Consider the following 18424-nt stretch of genomic DNA (forward strand, 5'->3'; position numbering starts at 1 on the left):
AGATCAAGGACTATTAATCTTGTTACTAACCGCTCTGTTATTAGTCAAATTCGATTTTCGGACTTACAGAAACAACTTACGAACTATTTTTGAAACCTCAAAATTTTACTCCATTACTGTTTTTTTACCTTTCCTTGAATCATACACTTTCTGCCAGAAATTCCAATTAATTCGCTGTATGCATATTGAAAAATTAGGAACATTTGCGTATGCTAAATTTTTAGATCGGACAATCTTTACTTTTAATAATGCTGCTAGTAAATGGTGTATGAAATTAAACTAACTGACATTGACAAAAGGAAAATCGAGACACTAGAACGTATGGTTGTCAGCAATTATCAATTCACGTACAACTAATGTTTTAGATTGGTGACGAACAATAAGATTTTGATTACGATAATCTTTATTAAGTGTACGGTAGAAGTTAATTATCTTCGACTTTTGAAAGGTAAGCTGTAGAGCTCAATAGATAAATCAAAAGTGACAAAGAACAGTAATTGTTGTAATTTACAATTAGAAAATCACCTTGCGAAAAGTCATCGAAATTCTAAGCAAACGGTTTACCCTATTTCCGTTTATCTCGTCAGCAAGTCTTGCGGGTATTCCATGTGACCAACTATATCGCGCCGCCCCTTGAATTGCAACAGCACTTCTTGGTTCTAAGAGTGCTTCCCGTTTTTCTTTCGTTTTTAAGTTAATAAAGTTCATGATACATGGTGCGGCCAGACTAATGGATATTACTGTATCTCCGAAGCATGGTTCGCAATCTACATGATTTGCAATCCCCTGACCAGGTTTATATTCATTAATTATAACCTGGTCGGCAACTTCTTTCATGATTTCATTTGACACAAGACGTTCCGCTAAAAGTTGAATCCAATCAGGAATAAGACCCAAATACATACCATAGTCCAGCTTTCTAGCTTTGTAGTCATATTTCCATCCATAATGTTGCACGCGTCGTTTTAGATCGCCAAGCCAATTCTCGGAATTAATTCTTTCTATAAGAGTTTGTTCTTCTTCGACTGAAATAAAATTAGGAACATATTTTAAACCCTCAATTGAGTAGGCGGTTTCTGCCTCTAAGTTGGGGCTGACAGGAAATACTTCTGGAGCTGGGTTGAAGAGGTCGAAGATTGTTTCTGGCTTCATAATATTTAAATATCCTAACGATTAACTACCGAGTCGACACAAACTTACTAATATTTTTAGTATAAAAAAGTGGCGTTATACAAAATTGACATTTATTTCGGAATTATTATAGAAATGTTAGATTTGCCTTTAGGGCATTATTCAAAATCAATAAGTGTCAAATCTAATTTTAACGTTCAAAAAAGACCAATATGCCGCATTTTAGGTTCAATCTCCCACAAATTACTCTGTTAACGAAAGATCAGAAACTCGCCTACAATCCTAAACTGCCTATGCTAGTCACGGGAGGTCCTGGAAGTGGTAAGACAGTAGTTACCATTTATAGATTTCTTAGAGCGGTGAGAAACGAAAAAAAAATCATTTTATTTACTTTTAATAGGACGTTGATATATTCTATCAAAGGAACGCTTCGAGATCGTGCAGAAGAGCTTTTTGGTAATCTTGATCAGAAGCAAATTGATGACATTGTTGACAATCAATTGTCTACATTTTTTATCTGGCATAAGAATAATGTTTGCCCTTTCAATGATACGGCTGATGAAGATATCGTTGCTGGTAATTTCGCCTCTTTGGCTGCTAATGGAAATTATTTCGAAGAACTTTTTATTGATGAGGGACAAGACTTGCCACCGGCTGTATACAGTAACATTTTTACCTTAGCAGACTCTGTTTCTGTCGGAGCCGACCGCGCTCAGAATTACCGTAGATATTATGAGGATGATGAAGTTGAGGATATAATCCTTGAGAACCTAAAGAAACAGAAACATACACAGGATCAGTATCTAGGGGAAAATTTTCGAAACACTATGGAAATCTTCGAATTGGCTAGAAAGTTTGTACCCAATAATCGAAGAGTTCAAGATATGGATGTATCAGAGTTTCGACGAGGGAATAAGCCGGATATTAGAAGCGGTTTAGACCAATTAGCTCAATTGGATATCATCATGCAAGTGATAAGCCAGAATAGAAATGCAAATATTGGAATACTCCTTCATTTCAGAAATGAATTTCCGGTATTACGTGCCCATCTGGAGAAAAATGGATATTCTTGCGCGCAAGATGCTCCGGAGGCATCATCTTATTCTTATTATTATAACGACATGAATGGCGATGACGAACTTGTAGTGAAGAAAAAGCTTTGTAGCCCATTTATTACTACCTTTGAATCGTGTAAAGGGCTTGAGTTCGATATTGTGATTATGCCATTCTTCGAGAATTCTGAGCCAGCGATGAGGAAATTGAATAGAGAGGGACGAGCATATGCAACCCAAAATCATTATTATGTTGCAGTAACGAGGGCAAAAAATGAAATATTTATACTTTGTAATGAACCACCGCCATCACTTCCTAATGTGACAGAAGAAGAAGAAGAAGAAGAATTGCCCTTTTAATTATAAAAAAATGCCAAAAAGAAATAAAACATTATACGTGGGTAAGAAAAAGAAAAAAGAGCCTATACAGCTGGAAATTACAAACAACACAGGAATAGAATCAAATGAGCTGCCTTCAGTTAAAGAAACAGATGTGCAGGAACAAAATCTAAATTCAACTGATGGTAATCCAGTTCTAGATCATATTTTCGATTCAAAAAGGCAGATTTATCTAGAGATTCACAAAGGAAATATTTATCATTATTTTTCCAGCGGAATCATTATTGCATCAATACACCTGAAAAATAGGGCATTTACTGATGTACAGTCACTTGTTCCTAATAAGTTGATACTATCTAATTTTCCGTCGGGATCTGACATTGATGATAACATCTTGCTAGAGCTTGATCTTAGCGACGAAATCAAACAATTTTTAACCATATCAGGTGAAGTTGCATTTTTAGATCATCCTGTACCTATTACCTGGATAAAAACAATAATAGTAAAGGAGAAAAAGCAACAAGATGAGATTATCAGTGATGCGTTATTATTTAGCGGTGGTTTTATTCCCGCAAAACTATTTGTTGTCAATTTTCCAGAAGAGCGTAGAAGCTATAAAATTGAATCGGACAATAATTTAGACGGACAATCAAAGTATGAAAAGGAGATCAATAAATTCGATAAGATTCTAGGATTATTCGCGTATCTAAGGAACTATTCTTTATTAGTAGCGGATAATACGAATAATTTTAAATCCCTTCCTGACCATTTCTTTTATGCGATGCAGGCAATAAATCCTTCCTTTGGATCAAAAATAGTACAACCCGGCTCCATTTCTGAATTTTATTCCTTTTTATTTTCAGGAGAGATCCCTGATGACAAACAATTGCTGAAATGGATATTTAACCGATTACATTTACCTGAAAATTTTAACGATCAGGATGTGGTTTCTTTCGGAACGTTAGCGAGTGAGCAAAAAGGAGAATCAATCACAATAGAGCAGTTACGGAATATATTTTTAAGTCTAAACAGAAATTTGGAACGTAAAAAGGTGCTGAAGATTATTGAATCCAGCAAGACTAAATCTGGACTGGCTATCTATTTATTTGCATTCCTAAGAAATTACGGAAATCTTAATAGTATTGAAATTTCCAGGAAAGACATTTCAGAGGTTTATTCGGCATCATATGGTGAGTATGCGTTTGCTTTATTGGGTTATTTCTTCGGTTATTCAATGCTTAGGAATACGGACGAACGGTTGTCTTTTGACAACCCCTTGATCGCCATGTCGAAAGTGGCTTCCACTAAACCCGCAATAAGGTTTAAGCTAGAAACAGCATTTGATAGCGCTGTAATAAACTTGGTTTTCGGATATGTCTTCCATAAAGACGAAGGCTTTATAGGTGATATTAAGGGTTTACAATTAAAAGATGAGTTAAAAAAGATCGGTGAACATAATCTACAAGTACGGTTTCTTTATTCCGAGGTTATCGGGATGCTCTACGAGAAGATTGAGACCGTTGCCGCTAAACTTGAAATGCAACCTGTTGATATTGAAAAAATACTAAAAGATATACCATCAAATATACCTTACCATTCCGAAATAGGCCAACTTTGTCGTCGGCTTAAATTGTTGCCAATGCCGTTGCAGAATTTTGGTCCTGAAATATTCCAAACAGGGATAAATGAAATGTTATCAAGATCAGTATATTCTAAATCGGAGTTAATCAATCAAATGAAGATTTCAAGACAGATGGTGAGTGCAGAAGAACTAACCCTAAGGATCACACTCTCAAAACTACTGAAGGAGCATTAATGGATATTTTAAATTTCAGTAATACAGTCCTTCAGAGTAATTCAGAGGAACTAATTGAATTTGTTGCTAAGAATAGGCAGGAAATAAAATTTATGTTTGTAAACGCAGGAACAGAAGGTGAAGTTCGGAAGGAGCTTCACAGCATTCTTGTATACCTTACAGAATTACAGGAAATTGCGATACCTCCAGAATTATATTATCCTGAAATCCAGTTTCTTTATTTCGAACTTGGCCTTTACTTTAAGCGCTGTAACGTTCATGGACCAGTCTCAACCTGTAAAAACAAAATTGAAAATCCAATTTTAAAAGCTAGGCTTAACGCTTGGCTTCATTACCATTTATACATCGACCCCGCTTCTGAGATCAAATTTTTATTCCGATATCTCTCCAAACTTTCAGAAGCAATTTCCGATGGAGAGGAAAATTATGAGAATGATGTTATTCGTGATCTCGATATCTATTATAAGGAGGCTATAGACCATATCAGTAGGCTCGGCACACCTGGGCAAATGAATGAATTTATCTCTGTGTTCGATTCGCAGGAGTTGGAGGAAATGTTTCCTATTTTATGCTTTTACAAAGAAAATAAGGAGCAATTTAATCTAGGATTCGAAATTATTCCACCAGCCCCAAGAATTTATCAACCGACCAATTTTTCTGACCAATTATTTCGTGAAAAATTTGCAGACTACATCCGTCATGATTTAAGAACTACTTGGTACAGTATTCTTTTAGGTATTCGACAAGATAGGATCAGACCCCTTATAGGATTTGGGCAGACAGATTTCGATCGCGAAGTCCCAGGACTTCAGGGCTTAGATATTGTGAAACTCTATGCTCACGCTAATATGAGAATGCATTTCTTTTCCGCAATCTATCTTTTTGAAAAATTGGACGTTTTCGTAACACTTCACAATTCTCCTGGAATTATAAAATTTATCGATATAGGTTGCGGTCCTGCCACTGCAGGACTGGCATTGATTGAACATATCCATGAAGCCACGGGCAATAAAGTTTCATTTGACTACTTCGGCGTGGACTGGTTTCAAAAAATGCGAGAGGGAGCGGAATATTTCTTGCAGACAGATATTTATGAGCCAGTAAACCTACCAACATTCGTTCAGACGCTTGCTGGAATAAATCTAGAATTAATGGAAGCGGCTAATAGCATCATTTTTAACGCAAGTTTTCTTTTCGCAAGCGAGTATTTAAACGTCGATGACCTAATAAAGGAAGTCCTTACAATTAGAAGAAGCAAACCAGATGTACCTTGTTATTTTGTATTCCAAAATTCTATTGAGTCATCCAACAACATAAAATGGGATGAGTTTAAGAAGAATATAGGTCCACATAAGCTTATTGATACGGCAAAACCAAGAATATTATACAACACTCAACGTGGCAATTTTAATCCAACACAACAAATTGTATATCAAGAGCTCCTATTGATTTATTAGTTAGGATTAAAGTAGCGACTACATCTCGTGCTCCAAAGAGTGCGATGCTGATTTCAAGCCTATCCCCTAGATAGAAAATAGTTGAGCCGTCCTCCATTCGACATGATATGTTATTAGCCTATAAGTTTTCTGATTAAGTGCATTGAGGGCGTTTGAGAAGCAAAAGGGCTCTAATGCGTAACCATACACATTATGTCGGGTCTTAAGTAAGCGATTTTACCTAAATTTAGAAGGCCCAAAATATGTGGATCATAAAAAGCATTGTAAATTTACAATAAATTTTCAACATCTAACTGAACTTAGTCAAGAAGTCGTATATTTGATTGTAAATTTACAATTAGATATTTATGTCAGACGGCAATCAAAATTTTAACGTTGATGAACTTTTAGGCAACCTGTTTCCTAAAGCTACATTAAATGTTTTATTTGAGCAAAGGATTCAAGAACTAAACATTACCCCTACAAAAGCATTGGAAATCCTTGAAATGGAATACCGCGCACTTCAATCGATAATTAATGGTAGTAGCACTAGAGTAGACATTCGCAACTTCATCAGTTTAGCCAGTTTTTTGAAGATCTCTAGAGAGGAAGTCATTAAACTTTATTATAATGCCTTAGAAGGCAATTTTCCAGAATTCACAGAATATTCCCAAAAAAAGAAAGATTTTATAAACAATAATTTTGATTTGGCTACTTTAAAACGTATTGGATTTATAGATAGCATATCTGATTACCAAAAGATCGAAAACAAGATTTTAAAACATTTTAATCTAAAATCAATTTTCGAATATAAACTCCCAAATCAAGAGATTGCTTTCAGTTCGGGGGTAAGAAAACCTAAAAATATTTATTCAAAAGGATTTTGGCTAAATTCTGCTATCGATGCTTTCGATCAATTTTCGAATCCTTATAGATATGATAGAGCTCGACTAATGGAATACTTCCCCGAAATTCGATGGCAGACTACAAATGTTGAAAGCGGTTTAATAAATGTGATTTCTGATCTATACAGACTTGGTGTAACAGTTATTTATCAGAGCCCAATCCCGTCATTACACCTGAAAGGTGCAACAATGGTAATCAATGATAAACCTTGTATTGTTTTTACAGATTATATGGGTTTTTATTCTACTTTATGGCATACACTATGCCATGAATTGAGTCATGTTTTATTTGATTTTGATGAAATCAAAAGATTTAAATACCACGTTTCTGACGATAATGATGAGTTACCTGTGAAAGAAAAGGAAAAATCAGCTGATTACTTTGCAAGTGAATTCCTATTATCTATAGAAAAAGTTGAGCAAGTTAAACCTCATATTAACAACAGAAGATTTGTAAAAGAATTCGCGAAACGTCATCAAGTACACGATAGCTTTGTATATACTTATTACGCATATCGTTATAAAGATATCGATCCGAAAGCATGGGCAAGAGCAAAAACTCATAACCCATCTTTCAATGAATTCATAAAAAATGTAGAAAATCCTTGGTCAGAGGCTCAGTCGATAGACGAGCACGTTAAAAGTTTAAAAAATAATAATATATATAGTTAACATGAAATCAGAAGATAATCTTGATCCATTAGATGGTGACCAGTTTCCTGTCGATAGACAGACTGAAATGTCAATGTTGCTTGATCTTTTCAATAAGAAAGCGGATGACAAAGCGGAAGTAGTCTTCCGCAGAAAATTGAAAATTGAAAGTGAAGTTTTTGAATTGCAGAATGGACTAAAAACCACGATTGCAATTGAAAGGGAAAAAATCCGCAAGGTAACGGAGGATTTTCCACAACCACATGATCCAAAGTTCAGGGACTTTTTTCCAGCTTTAGGTAAAATTGCAGGATGGACAGAAGAAGAAATGAAAGCCTATCATAAGCCAAGGATTGCACCAACAATTATTAAATCTTCAATCTATAACAGATTCCCCAAGGATGTAATGGCGCACATTCAATCAAAGAATCCGTATGTAAAATGGTTAACAAGGCTTCATAAACATTATCTTTTTCTCAACGAAGAAGGTATCTTGCTTCTAGAAAAATTCATAGATGATGCAATAACCTTAATGCAAGAGAGCAACACGGTTTATGAATTTAGAAAAAAACATGCCGAGAAATTTGGCACTGGCTTTCAACCTGTACTTTATGAAAAATACCTAGGCCTTATCTAGATGAAAACACACATCAGACACGCAAGGGCCGACTGACATTTTACATCAGTAAGCCCTTGCAATTTTGGCCTTTAATTTTATAGCTAAACACATTACTCCAAATTTATTGCTCTTCTCGTTTTCCTTCCAACTGTGCATTGTCGACAGAGAAATTAAGGCATTGGCAGCGAGCCACCAGCTCGCACTCATAGCACAATAAAGCCTATGAAGCTCTTATAGAATGTTAGTCAGTCCTTCGCGCGATAAGCGGCTTGGACAATGCAATAAAACAGATTGCAAACTTAGGAGTTAAGCTCATTGAGCTTGTCGCTGTCTAGAAAAAACGTATGCAAACACATAATAATCACCAATTATTCCGAATGCTCTTATCAAAAGCAACATAATTACTGTTGGCATTACTGTTAACTTAGGCGGTAATATTAAAAATAGATTTAAGTAGCATTGCTACTTTTCTAATTAATAGCTTTCTTAGTAAAATATATTATAACACAATTCCATTAATCAATTCTTAATTTGTAGGTTGTTTTAACCAATGGCGGAATCTAACCTGAACGATAATCTTATTTAATTAAATTTGGATTTTTTGATAGGAATTCTTATATTTAAATGGTAGCATTTGCAACAAAAAGTTTTAATAAGAAGGTGCGTTATTCGGGGAGTTCGAATTCCATAACCATTCTAGATATTGCGAAACGCTGATTTTAGCACTAGGTGCAAATCCCAGCGGGATCACACCAAAGACTATCAAAATGTATAAAACCCTGTAATCGCAAGATTAGCAGGTTTTTTGCTTTCAGGGAATTGCCAAAAATCGCATGAATTTTTAGAATTTGACATAAAAAACAAACCCCCTAAATTTATTATTTAGAGGGTTCTTCTGTTTTGTCGGGGTGGCAGGATTCGAACCTACGACCTCCTGCTCCCAAAGCAGGCGCGATACCGGGCTACGCTACACCCCGAACTCAGGTATCACCTTTTTTGTAATCCTTTTGAAAAGTGGATTGAACTTTTGTCGGGATGGCAGGATTCGAACCTACGACCTCCTGCTCCCAAAGCAGGCGCGATACCGGGCTACGCTACATCCCGAACTTGGTATCTCCTTTTTATTTCCCTATTTCTAAGGGCTGCAAAGTAACGGTTTTAAAATGACATTTTCATTTTTTTTTATTACTTTTTTTCTTCGTGCGGTGAGGGCGGGATTCGAACCCGCGGTACCGTTACCAGTACGACAGTTTAGCAAACTGTTCCTTTCGGCCTCTCAGGCACCTCACCTTTTCAACCTTCAAATTTGTCCTACCGACCTTGTTTTGAGGTCTGCAAATATAGTAAAACAAGTTATTCTACAAAAAAAAATTACAAAACTTGTTGATAATCTATCCGCACATGATAGATACTCATCAGCATCGTCTTGAATATCAATTTGATAGTTTCAATATCTTTTAATGTCAAATCGCAGTTATCCAATTGATTTTGCTCCAATTTGTAATTAATTATCCTTTCAACGATGTCATTTATGCTCTGTGCATCCGGATTTTTGAGGCTTCTTGAGGCAGCTTCTACTGAATCTGCCAGCATCAATACACCTGTTTCCTTACTAAAAGGGATTGGTCCGGGGTAGCGGAAAATGTTTTCATCCACAAATTTTTCAGGAGAATTCTTTAAAAACGACTGATAAAAATAATCTACCCGAGTATTCCCATGGTGGGTCCGGATAAAATCGATAATTGCTTCCGGAATTAAGTTTTTCCTTAAAATCTCAATGCCTTTGTGTACATGCTGGATAATAATCTGTGCACTCTGCTCATATGGAAGTTTATCATGCGGACTAACTGCTGTATTCTGATTTTCGATGAAGTATTGAGGGTTATCAACTTTTCCGATATCATGATATAGCGCCCCCGCCCTGACCAGCACCGAATTACCACCGATTTTAAATATAGCTGCCTCTGCCAGGTTGGCCACCTGCAAGGAGTGCTGAAAGGTACCAGGAGCTTTAAAGGCCAGCTCACGAAGTAATTTATTGTTTGTATTGGTGAGCTCAATTAGCGCCACATCAGAAGTAATTCCAAAAATACGCTCAAATAAATAGATGAGCGGATAAGCAAGAAGAGATAGCAATACGCTAAAGATAAAAGGAATAAAATTTGCCCACTCAATTTCGCGGAAAGAACCTTCCCTCAATAAGGCAATGCCTACAAATGAAACAAAATAAGCCAATAAAATAAATAGCGCAGACACCAGGAACCGTTCCCGCTTAACGAAATTTTTAATACTAAAAATGGCAACCATGCCTGCCGTAACCTGATAAAAAACAAACTCGAAACTATTGGCCACAAAGAAACCGGCAATTAAAATCACCAGCAAATGAAGATAGAGTGCCAGCCTGGTATCAAAAAGAATCCGGATAATAATAGGCACCACGCAAAATGGAATATAATACAAACTGGGGATTTCCATTTTAATGGCCCAGGTAAGTGCCAGCAGCATGCCGGTAGTTACAATCAGGATTAAGGACAGCTGGCGGTTATCGGAGAAGATATCCCTGCGAAACAGAAAAAGAAACGACATCAGGATGGCGAGCATGAAACTCACCAGCACGACCTGCCCCAGATATACCAATGCACGGCTGCCAATGGTTTTAGTTTGCGCATCGTAGGTAGCCTTATAAGATTCAAGCTTTTGATAAATTTCTTCATCAATCACATCGTTTTTAGAAACGATCAGTTCCCCTTTCTGCACCATCCCTTTGGTAGTCGAAATATTATCAACGGTATTTTGCTGAATAATCTGGGTTAAACGCTCATCAAAAATGATATTTGGTGTAATATGGTCTTCTGCCAGATTAGCCACCAGATCACTCATCACCTGGTTTGGAGACTGAAAGTTATGCTTGAAATAAAGTAAGGCCGTTTCAACCGTAAACACATCCTGCGTATTTTTTTGTTTAGCTACATTATTTTCCATCAGTGAAAAATCATAGTTTTTGCCATTCGTTTGCTGCTTGGCATTTAAACTGATGATTCCACGTGTATAAATATTATTTAGCAGGCGGTAAGATTCTGTTTTAAACCTGATCTTATCTTTTTCATCCAGTTGGGTAGATTTCCATTTAATATCAAATTCGTTTGTAAAGGCCTCCAGGGCATTCCTACCAATGGTCTGATCATACTGGTAAACAGGCAAAACATCTTTAAGCGCGTTCTTCTTATCCGTATTTACCTGAGGATTAGTCTTGAGAATAGCGAAGCTGAACGGAGAAATTAAGTCTTTATTCATCCACACTTTGCCCTTTTCAAACTCATACCTAAACCTGGGTTGCTTAGGGAGAAACAGTGTGATAACGAACACTGTAAAAAGCATCATCACATACTTCAGGTTGGATGAATACTTACGATAAAGGATTTTATGTGAATTTTTCTTGATTTTGGCCAAAACGATCTGATTATTGTATTGTCAAAAATAGCATTTTTATCTAATATACTTTTTAATGATTTTGTTTGGTATTACCAGATTTTATAATTTACTTTATGATATCAAATTAATATCAATTATGTATCAGGAAAAAATCATTAGCCCGCCATCCGGGTATTTAACATTTGTATTATCTTTAGTATTATTGGCGGGTGCCATATTCTGCTTTTTTTCTCAGCTCTTCGTCTGGGGCAGCATCATATTAGCCGTTGATCTTTTTCTGGTTTTTCCGGGCTTTCTGATTATAAATCCTAATCAGTCGATGGTGTTAACCTTATTCGGAAAGTATATCGGCACGGTAAAAGCAGATGGTTTTTTCTGGGTGAATCCACTTACCTCCAAAAGAAAATTATCATTAAAAGCCAATAACCTTAACGGTCAGCAATTAAAAGTGAATGATAAGTTGGGTAATCCCATTGAGATTGCTGCCGTGGTAGTGTGGAAGGTAAATGAAACGGCAAAGGCCGTTTTTGCTGTAGAAAACTACATGCAATATGTAAATATCCAAAGTGAAGCCGCCGTTAGACATTTGGCCAATATATTTCCTTATGATCATGCTGAAGGCGAAGAAACAAGCATTACCTTAAAAGATGGCGCGGAGCAGGTAAGTGAAATTTTAGAGAAAGAATTAACCGAGCGACTTTCCAGAGCAGGAATTGATGTCTTAGAAGCACGCATTTCTCACCTGGCTTATGCTCCCGAAATTGCCAGCGCTATGCTACAAAGGCAACAGGCTACAGCGGTAATTGCAGCCCGTAAATTAATTGTGGAAGGTGCTGTGGGAATGGTTGAAATGGCATTGGAAAAGTTATCAGAAAAAGGAATTGTAGAACTTGATGAAGAACGTAAAGCCGCAATGGTGAGTAATTTATTGGTGGTGCTTTGCGGCGACAGACATGTACAACCTGTAGTTAATACAGGAACACTTTATAATTAATATGGAATTAGAGGAAAAGCAATCAGCATGGCGTCGCCTACCAGTATTTGCCTCTACAGTTTAAATATAAAATGCAAAGCTGGATTAACATAGAAAAAGCATACCTCCCAAACTATGATGCTGTTTCTGAATATGGAGGCGTTACTCATCAATATAAAAACAAGATATAAGGTAAAAGCAATACAATAGATATGGCGGAGAAAGATAAAAAAGCTTTTGTGTTGAGGATTAGTCCAGCTTTATTGAAAGAGGTAGAAATATGGGCTGCAGATGAATTCAGAAGCACTAACGGACAGATTGAATTTCTGCTGAATCAGGCAATAAAATCAAGAAAAAAAGGAAAAGCAAAAGAGGAATAAAATAAGCTTATTGATTCTTTATAAAACTATTTTCACGTCCATTGTTTTAGTCTTAGATTTAAGTTAAAAATGACGCCTGATTCATTTTCTGCAATCAAAAATGTATAACTTAGCGGTCTAACCAAAAAGTTCATAAAAATTTTAATTCATGAAAGAAGTTGTAATCGTATCAGCGGTAAGAACACCAATTGGCAGTTTTGGAGGCGCATTATCTTCATTTTCGGCCACTCAGCTGGGTGGTTTCGCCATCAAAGGTGCAATAGAAAAAGCAGGTTTGACACCAGAACACATTCAGGAAGTTTATATGGGCAATGTGTTGTCGGCAAATTTAGGACAGGCACCCGCTACACAAGCCGCAAAACTTGCAGGCTTACCAGATATACCTGCTACCACCATCAATAAAGTTTGTGCTTCAGGCACCAAAGCCATTATGCTGGCGGCACAAAGCATTGCCAACGGTGATCAGGATATTATTATTGCCGGCGGTATGGAAAGCATGAGCAATGTACCTTATTACCTGGATAAAGCCAGAAATGGTTACCGGCTGGGGCATGGTCAAATTACCGATGGATTGGTGAAAGACGGGCTATGGGATGTTTATAATGATTACCATATGGGTTCAGCAGCTGAGCTTTGTGCCACCGATTGTCATATCAGCCGCGAAGATCAGGACAATTTCGCCATTGCGTCTTATAAAAGAGCACAGCAGGCACAAACCACCGGAAAGTTTGCTGCTGAAATTATAGCCATAGAAGTAAAAGATAGAAAAGGTGAAATCACAATCGTGGATACAGATGAGGAACCAACTGCGGTTAAATTTGATAAAATTCCTTCACTGAAGCCCGTATTTAAAAAAGATGGAACCGTAACTGCGGCCAATGCTTCTACTTTGAATGATGGTGCAGCAGCAATAGTTTTAATGAGCGCAGATAAGGCAAAAGAACTGGGCATTAAGCCATTGGCTAAAATATTAGGATATGCAGATGCGCAACAAGCCCCTGAATGGTTTACAACTGCTCCTTCAAAGGCCATTCCTTTGGCCTTGCAAAAAGCCAATATCGATATAAAAGACGTTGACTATTTTGAAATTAACGAAGCATTTTCCGTGGTTTCCATTGCCAATAACCAGAAACTGAGTTTAAATGAAAACCGGGTGAATGTAAATGGTGGCGCTGTTTCCCTGGGCCATCCGCTTGGTGCATCTGGTGCCAGAATAGTAGTGACCCTACTATCTGTTCTCGAACAAAATAATGGGAAAATTGGTGTAGCCGGAATCTGTAACGGTGGCGGCGGTGCCAGCGCGTTGGTGATCGAGAAAATTTAATACATGAAGCTTAAATACTGTGGCATATTGATTATTGCTTTGCTCGCTTTGCGTACCCAGGCGCAGCAAAGCAATAAAAAAATGGATGTTTTTCAGGATTCCCTGATCCGGATCGCAACGGCTACTATTGCCGCTGAAACCGATGTTAAAAAAACAACCAGCAATAGCATTTTTATCAAAACACTGGTGGAAGCCCTGAAAATGCAAAATTCTTTTACTTACCCTTTTGATTCTTTAAAAAACGTTTCAGTAATTCCATCGCCCGACAGGTCTTTCCGGATCTTGAGCTGGTATGTTCAGCAGGAAAATGGCACCTACCGTTATTTCGGAACCGTCCAGATGAATACTGGCGTCGGTCCCTTAAAGCTCTATCCGTTAATTGATCAAACGGACAACATTACAGATGCAAATGCTGTAACCAATCATCAAAAATGGTTTGGAGCGCGTTATTATGAGATTGTTCCGGTAACCAGCGGAAACCGCAAGCCTTATTACGTGTTGCTCGGATGGAAAGGAAATACTTCAAGTTCCACTAAAAAGGTGATTGAAATCCTTTCCTTTGATCAGGAGCAGGTCATTTTCGGCGCACCGGTTTTCGACGGAAAAGACCTTCAGCATAAAAACCGGGTAATCTTTGAATATACCAAATCAAATGCAATGACGCTTAAAGTGGATCAAAAAGCCGGTATGATCGTTTTTGACCACCTTGCTCCGGTAGACGCTGAAATGGAAGGCAGATATGAATTTTATGCATCAGATGGCACCTTCGATGGCTTCAAAATTATTGGCGGAAAACTTAAATTACAGGAAGGACTGGAACTCAATAACGATCCTCACGCCATGGATAAGCAATATGCTGATCCAAAGAAAAATGTTAAACCCATCAGAAAGTTTTAATTTCCATTATCTTAACCTGTTCATTACCATTCCGATAACTTAAAAATTTGTGAGTTTGCCCTCCGCTGACTATATTGCGCCTTGCAAATAAGCTAAAACAACACACAAATTCTGAATTCTTCAACTAAAACCAATAAATGTTTTATGCAAACATCCATTGAAACCAAAGACGATTTCTTTAGCAGTAAGGTACTGGGTCATCCGTCAGGTTTATTCGTACTTTTCTTTACCGAAATGTGGGAAAGATTTTCGTATTATGGGATGCGGGCTTTGCTCGTTTTATTTCTAACCTCATCTATATTAGGTCAAAATCCGGGTTGGGGCTGGCCCCGTGAACACGCCCTGGCTATTTATGGTTCTTATACTTCACTTGCATACCTTACCCCTATTTTAGGAGGTTATATTGCCGACAGATTTTTAGGTTATCGCTGGGCAGTTATCATCGGAGCTTTTTTAATGACATTGGGCCATCTATCGATGGCTTTTGAGTTTAATCCAATTTTTATGTACCTGGGCCTATGCCTTTTGGTGTTAGGTAACGGATTTTTTAAACCCAATATGACATCCATCCTATCTCATATGTACAAAAAACATCCTGAGAAAAAAGATGGCGCTTATACTATTTTCTATATGGGCGTAAATTGTGGTTCGTTTTTAGGAATGCTGTTGTGTGGTTATATCGGTGAGAAAATAGGCTGGAGTTATGGCTTTGGTCTTGCGGGAATCTTCATGTTTGTGGGTATGTTACAGTTTTATTTCACTAAAAATATTTTTGGCTCTATTGGTTTAAAGCCACTTAAAGACGAAGATAAAGTGGATGAAGAAGAGCATCCGGCTGAAGCCAAACGGAATCCATTCTCCATTTTTGATATTGTACTAATTGTATTTATTGCTGTTATCGGCCTGGTCTGGATCATTAATGATCCTTATGCTAAAGTTTCAGGCCATACTGTTTTTAATTTTTCTGTAGGTAACCTGACAGGAGATAACTTCGCGATTATTGTAGCGCTAAGCTTATTTATTTTTGTTTTGATTAAAAGAATCGTACAATATACGCCACAGCTTAGAGATAAAATGATTGTGGTTATTGTACTTGCCTTCGTAGCCATTTTCTTCTGGGCTTCATTTGAACAGGCCGGTGGCTCTATGACCATCTTTGCTAAAGATTACACTGCCAGAATACTGGAAGGCAATTCAAAAATCATTTTTAACGTTGCCAATACTTTAATTACCATTATTCCGCTCACTATCATTTCATATGTACTGTTTGAGTTATTCAGGCAAACATTTTCCAGGTTTGCATTGGGTAATATCATTCTGGCAATTGGTTTTGCAATAATCTGGTGCATGGTTATTTATATGCTCAAAAACCAGTTCAGTGCAGAAAAAACGGAGGTTCCGGCAACCTGGTTTGGTATTTTGAATTCTCTGTTTATCATTTCATGCGCACCAATTGTATCTAAACTTTGGGAAAGCAAATATAGTCCAACGGCAACCGTTAAAAACGGCATCGGGATGATCTTACTAGGGATTGGTTTTGCAGCACTGGCATACGGCTCAAGCTCCATACCGGCAGGTGCTAAAGTGGCATCAGTAAGTATGATCTGGCTTATTTTAGCTTATTTTTTCCATACCATGGCAGAATTATTCATCTCTCCTATTGGCTTGTCCTATCTGAGTAAACTGGTTCCTGGCCGTATGATTGGAATCATGTTCGGCATCTGGTATTTAGCACTCGCCATCGGAAATAAAATTGCAGGTACCATGGGTGGTATGATTGATAAAATTACCGCGCAATATTCCATGTCTACCTTCTTCCTGATCTTTACCCTTATTCCTGTAGGTTTGGGTATTTTCATCATGTTACTCACACCAATAATTAAGAAACTAATGCACGGGGTTAAATAAAATGCAGATCATTACTGAAAAAACACCTTCTATTGAAACTTTAGAAGCGATTCAAAATTTTGAAGGTAAATACCCGAAACAACTCTGGTATTTATCATTGGTAGAGATGTGGGAACGTTTCTGTTTCTACGGCATGCGTGGGGTACTCGCCTTTTTTATGGTGGATCAACTGGGTTTAAGTGATCAGAAATCCAACCTGCAGTACGGTGCCATCCAAGCATTTGTTTATGCCTTTACCTTTATTGGTGGAATTTTTGCCGATAAAGTTCTGGGCTTTAGAAAATCTCTTTTCTGGGGTGGCTCACTGATGATCATCGGAAACCTGATTCTCGCTTTTTCGCCCCACGATTTGTTTTATGTAGGTATTACATTATCCATCATTGGCACAGGTTTTTTTAAACCTAATATCTCTTCTATGGTGGGTGAACTTTACCATGAAAAAGATAACCGGAGAGATGCGGGCTACGGACTTTTTTATGCAGGTATAAATGTTGGAGGCTTATTGGGTGGAGCCATGTGTATTTACCTGGGTAAATATGTTTCCTGGCATTTATGTTTCCTTTCTGCAGCCCTGGTTATGGCATTTGGCTTAGGTACTTTCATCTTCACCAAAAAATACTTAGGTCCGATTGGTAATTCGCCACTGCTGCATTTACAAAAAGCGAAAAGAACCATTTATGAAATAGTTGTCTATGCAGGCTCACTTTTATGTATTCCGCTGATCTTTATCATGGTCAGAAATACTGCCTATACTGATTATTTTATGTACACGCTTGGTATAGTTGCGCTGATCTACTTTTTCTACGAAATGTTCAGTATCAGAGAAGTTAAAGCACGTTATAAATTACTGGCGGCTTTTATATTTATTCTTTGCTATTTTATCTTTATGGCCATTTCAGAACAGAGTGGCGGATCACTTTCTTTATTTGCCAAGGACAATTTAGATCATAGCCTTTTATTCTTTTCTATTGATCCGAATGTAGTAAATAATAGTGTCAACTCATTTTTTGTGATTGTATTTAGTCCCCTGGTAGGTTTACTATGGATTGGCATGTATAAACGCAAAATAGAACCCAATACTGTAGTGAAATTTGGATTAGGCTTTGTGTTATTGGCAGTGAGTTTCTACGTTTTTTATGCCACCAGGTTTTTCGCCAATGAACAAGGCATCAGTTCTTTAAATATTTTCACTCTGGGTTACCTACTGCTTACGCTGGGCGAATTATGTATCGGTCCAATCGGGATGTCTATTATCACAAAACTATCTCCTAAAAGAATGTTTGGCATGATGATGGGCATGTGGTTCCTGTTCAGTGCTTTCGGACAGCTTGCTGCCGGAAAGTTAGGCGCGGAAATGTCGAGCATTGAAAATGCATCCTTAATGACAAAACTTATTTCATATACGGAAGGTTATAAATCACTTGCCCTCTATTCATTAATAGCCGGTATATTTTTAATTGTATTCTCGCAGCTGATTAAAAAACTGATGCAAGAGGTCAGATAAAAGATTTTCAACAGATTTTAAACCGTATCAGCACTGTTGATACGGTTTTTTTAATTT

At 37.3% G+C, this 18424-nt stretch carries 13 protein-coding genes and 3 tRNA genes; 11 read left to right on the forward strand and 5 right to left on the reverse strand.

Annotated features, from left to right (window positions below; genetic code table 11):
• Nucleotides 1-513: 513 nt before the first annotated feature.
• On the reverse strand, nucleotides 514-1152 hold the full coding sequence (locus OQX64_RS07885) for an alpha-ketoglutarate-dependent dioxygenase AlkB (protein WP_265818354.1): 639 nt from the start codon (nucleotides 1150-1152) through the stop codon (nucleotides 514-516).
• 191 nt (nucleotides 1153-1343) lie between these two features.
• On the opposite strand from OQX64_RS07885, the gene OQX64_RS07890 reads away from it, so the two are divergent.
• From OQX64_RS07890 to OQX64_RS07910, 5 genes are all read left to right on the forward strand, one after another.
• Nucleotides 1344-2543: a 3'-5' exonuclease gene (locus tag OQX64_RS07890; protein ID WP_265818355.1), complete on the forward strand. Its 1200-nt coding sequence runs from the start codon at nucleotides 1344-1346 to the stop codon at nucleotides 2541-2543.
• 10 nt (nucleotides 2544-2553) lie between these two features.
• Nucleotides 2554-4338, forward strand: a complete 1785-nt coding sequence (locus OQX64_RS07895; protein WP_265818356.1) for a hypothetical protein — start codon at nucleotides 2554-2556, stop codon at nucleotides 4336-4338.
• Entirely contained in the window at nucleotides 4338-5795 is a 1458-nt protein-coding gene (locus OQX64_RS07900) for a hypothetical protein (protein WP_265818357.1), read from the forward strand. The genes OQX64_RS07895 and OQX64_RS07900 overlap by 1 nt, the downstream gene beginning before the upstream one ends.
• Nucleotides 5796-6142: 347 nt before the next feature.
• The gene (locus tag OQX64_RS07905; RefSeq protein ID WP_265818358.1) at nucleotides 6143-7351 is read left to right on the forward strand and encodes an ImmA/IrrE family metallo-endopeptidase; all 1209 of its coding nucleotides are present in this window, start codon (nucleotides 6143-6145) and stop codon (nucleotides 7349-7351) included.
• Between the two features lies 1 nt (nucleotide 7352).
• On the forward strand, nucleotides 7353-7967 hold the full coding sequence (locus OQX64_RS07910; protein WP_265818359.1) for a P63C domain-containing protein: 615 nt from the start codon (nucleotides 7353-7355) through the stop codon (nucleotides 7965-7967).
• An 885-nt stretch (nucleotides 7968-8852) separates the two neighbouring features.
• Here OQX64_RS07910 and OQX64_RS07915 read toward each other — a convergent pair.
• The 4 genes from OQX64_RS07915 to OQX64_RS07930 all read right to left on the reverse strand — a co-directional run bounded on the left by OQX64_RS07915 (nucleotide 8853) and on the right by OQX64_RS07930 (nucleotide 11399).
• A tRNA-Pro gene (locus OQX64_RS07915) sits at nucleotides 8853-8926 on the reverse strand.
• Between the two features lie 53 nt (nucleotides 8927-8979).
• Nucleotides 8980-9053 (reverse strand) — tRNA-Pro (locus OQX64_RS07920).
• A gap of 99 nt (nucleotides 9054-9152) precedes the next feature.
• Nucleotides 9153-9239 (reverse strand) — tRNA-Ser (locus OQX64_RS07925).
• A gap of 81 nt (nucleotides 9240-9320) precedes the next feature.
• The gene (locus tag OQX64_RS07930) at nucleotides 9321-11399 is read right to left on the reverse strand and encodes an HDIG domain-containing metalloprotein (protein WP_322974895.1); all 2079 of its coding nucleotides are present in this window, start codon (nucleotides 11397-11399) and stop codon (nucleotides 9321-9323) included.
• 118 nt (nucleotides 11400-11517) lie between these two features.
• Between OQX64_RS07930 and OQX64_RS07935 the strand changes: the two genes are divergently transcribed.
• The 6 genes from OQX64_RS07935 (at nucleotide 11518) to OQX64_RS07960 (ending at nucleotide 18367) form a co-directional block, all read left to right on the forward strand.
• A complete protein-coding gene (locus tag OQX64_RS07935; RefSeq protein ID WP_088303028.1) occupies nucleotides 11518-12375 on the forward strand; it encodes an SPFH domain-containing protein in 858 nt (285 codons plus the stop codon).
• A 191-nt stretch (nucleotides 12376-12566) separates the two neighbouring features.
• Nucleotides 12567-12734: a ribbon-helix-helix domain-containing protein gene (locus tag OQX64_RS07940; RefSeq protein WP_088302983.1), complete on the forward strand. Its 168-nt coding sequence runs from the start codon at nucleotides 12567-12569 to the stop codon at nucleotides 12732-12734.
• A gap of 148 nt (nucleotides 12735-12882) precedes the next feature.
• Nucleotides 12883-14058: an acetyl-CoA C-acyltransferase gene (locus tag OQX64_RS07945; protein ID WP_265818360.1), complete on the forward strand. Its 1176-nt coding sequence runs from the start codon at nucleotides 12883-12885 to the stop codon at nucleotides 14056-14058.
• A 3-nt stretch (nucleotides 14059-14061) separates the two neighbouring features.
• Nucleotides 14062-14955, forward strand: coding sequence for a hypothetical protein (locus tag OQX64_RS07950; RefSeq protein ID WP_265818361.1), 894 nt, complete (start codon nucleotides 14062-14064; stop codon nucleotides 14953-14955).
• Between the two features lie 144 nt (nucleotides 14956-15099).
• On the forward strand, nucleotides 15100-16863 hold the full coding sequence (locus OQX64_RS07955; protein WP_265818362.1) for a peptide MFS transporter: 1764 nt from the start codon (nucleotides 15100-15102) through the stop codon (nucleotides 16861-16863).
• Between the two features lies 1 nt (nucleotide 16864).
• Nucleotides 16865-18367, forward strand: coding sequence for a peptide MFS transporter (locus tag OQX64_RS07960; RefSeq protein WP_088302987.1), 1503 nt, complete (start codon nucleotides 16865-16867; stop codon nucleotides 18365-18367).
• Nucleotides 18368-18424: the final 57 nt, after the last annotated feature.

The sequence above is a fragment of the Pedobacter sp. GR22-10 genome (assembly GCF_026239715.1).
Taxonomy (GTDB): Bacteria; Bacteroidota; Bacteroidia; order Sphingobacteriales; family Sphingobacteriaceae; genus Pedobacter.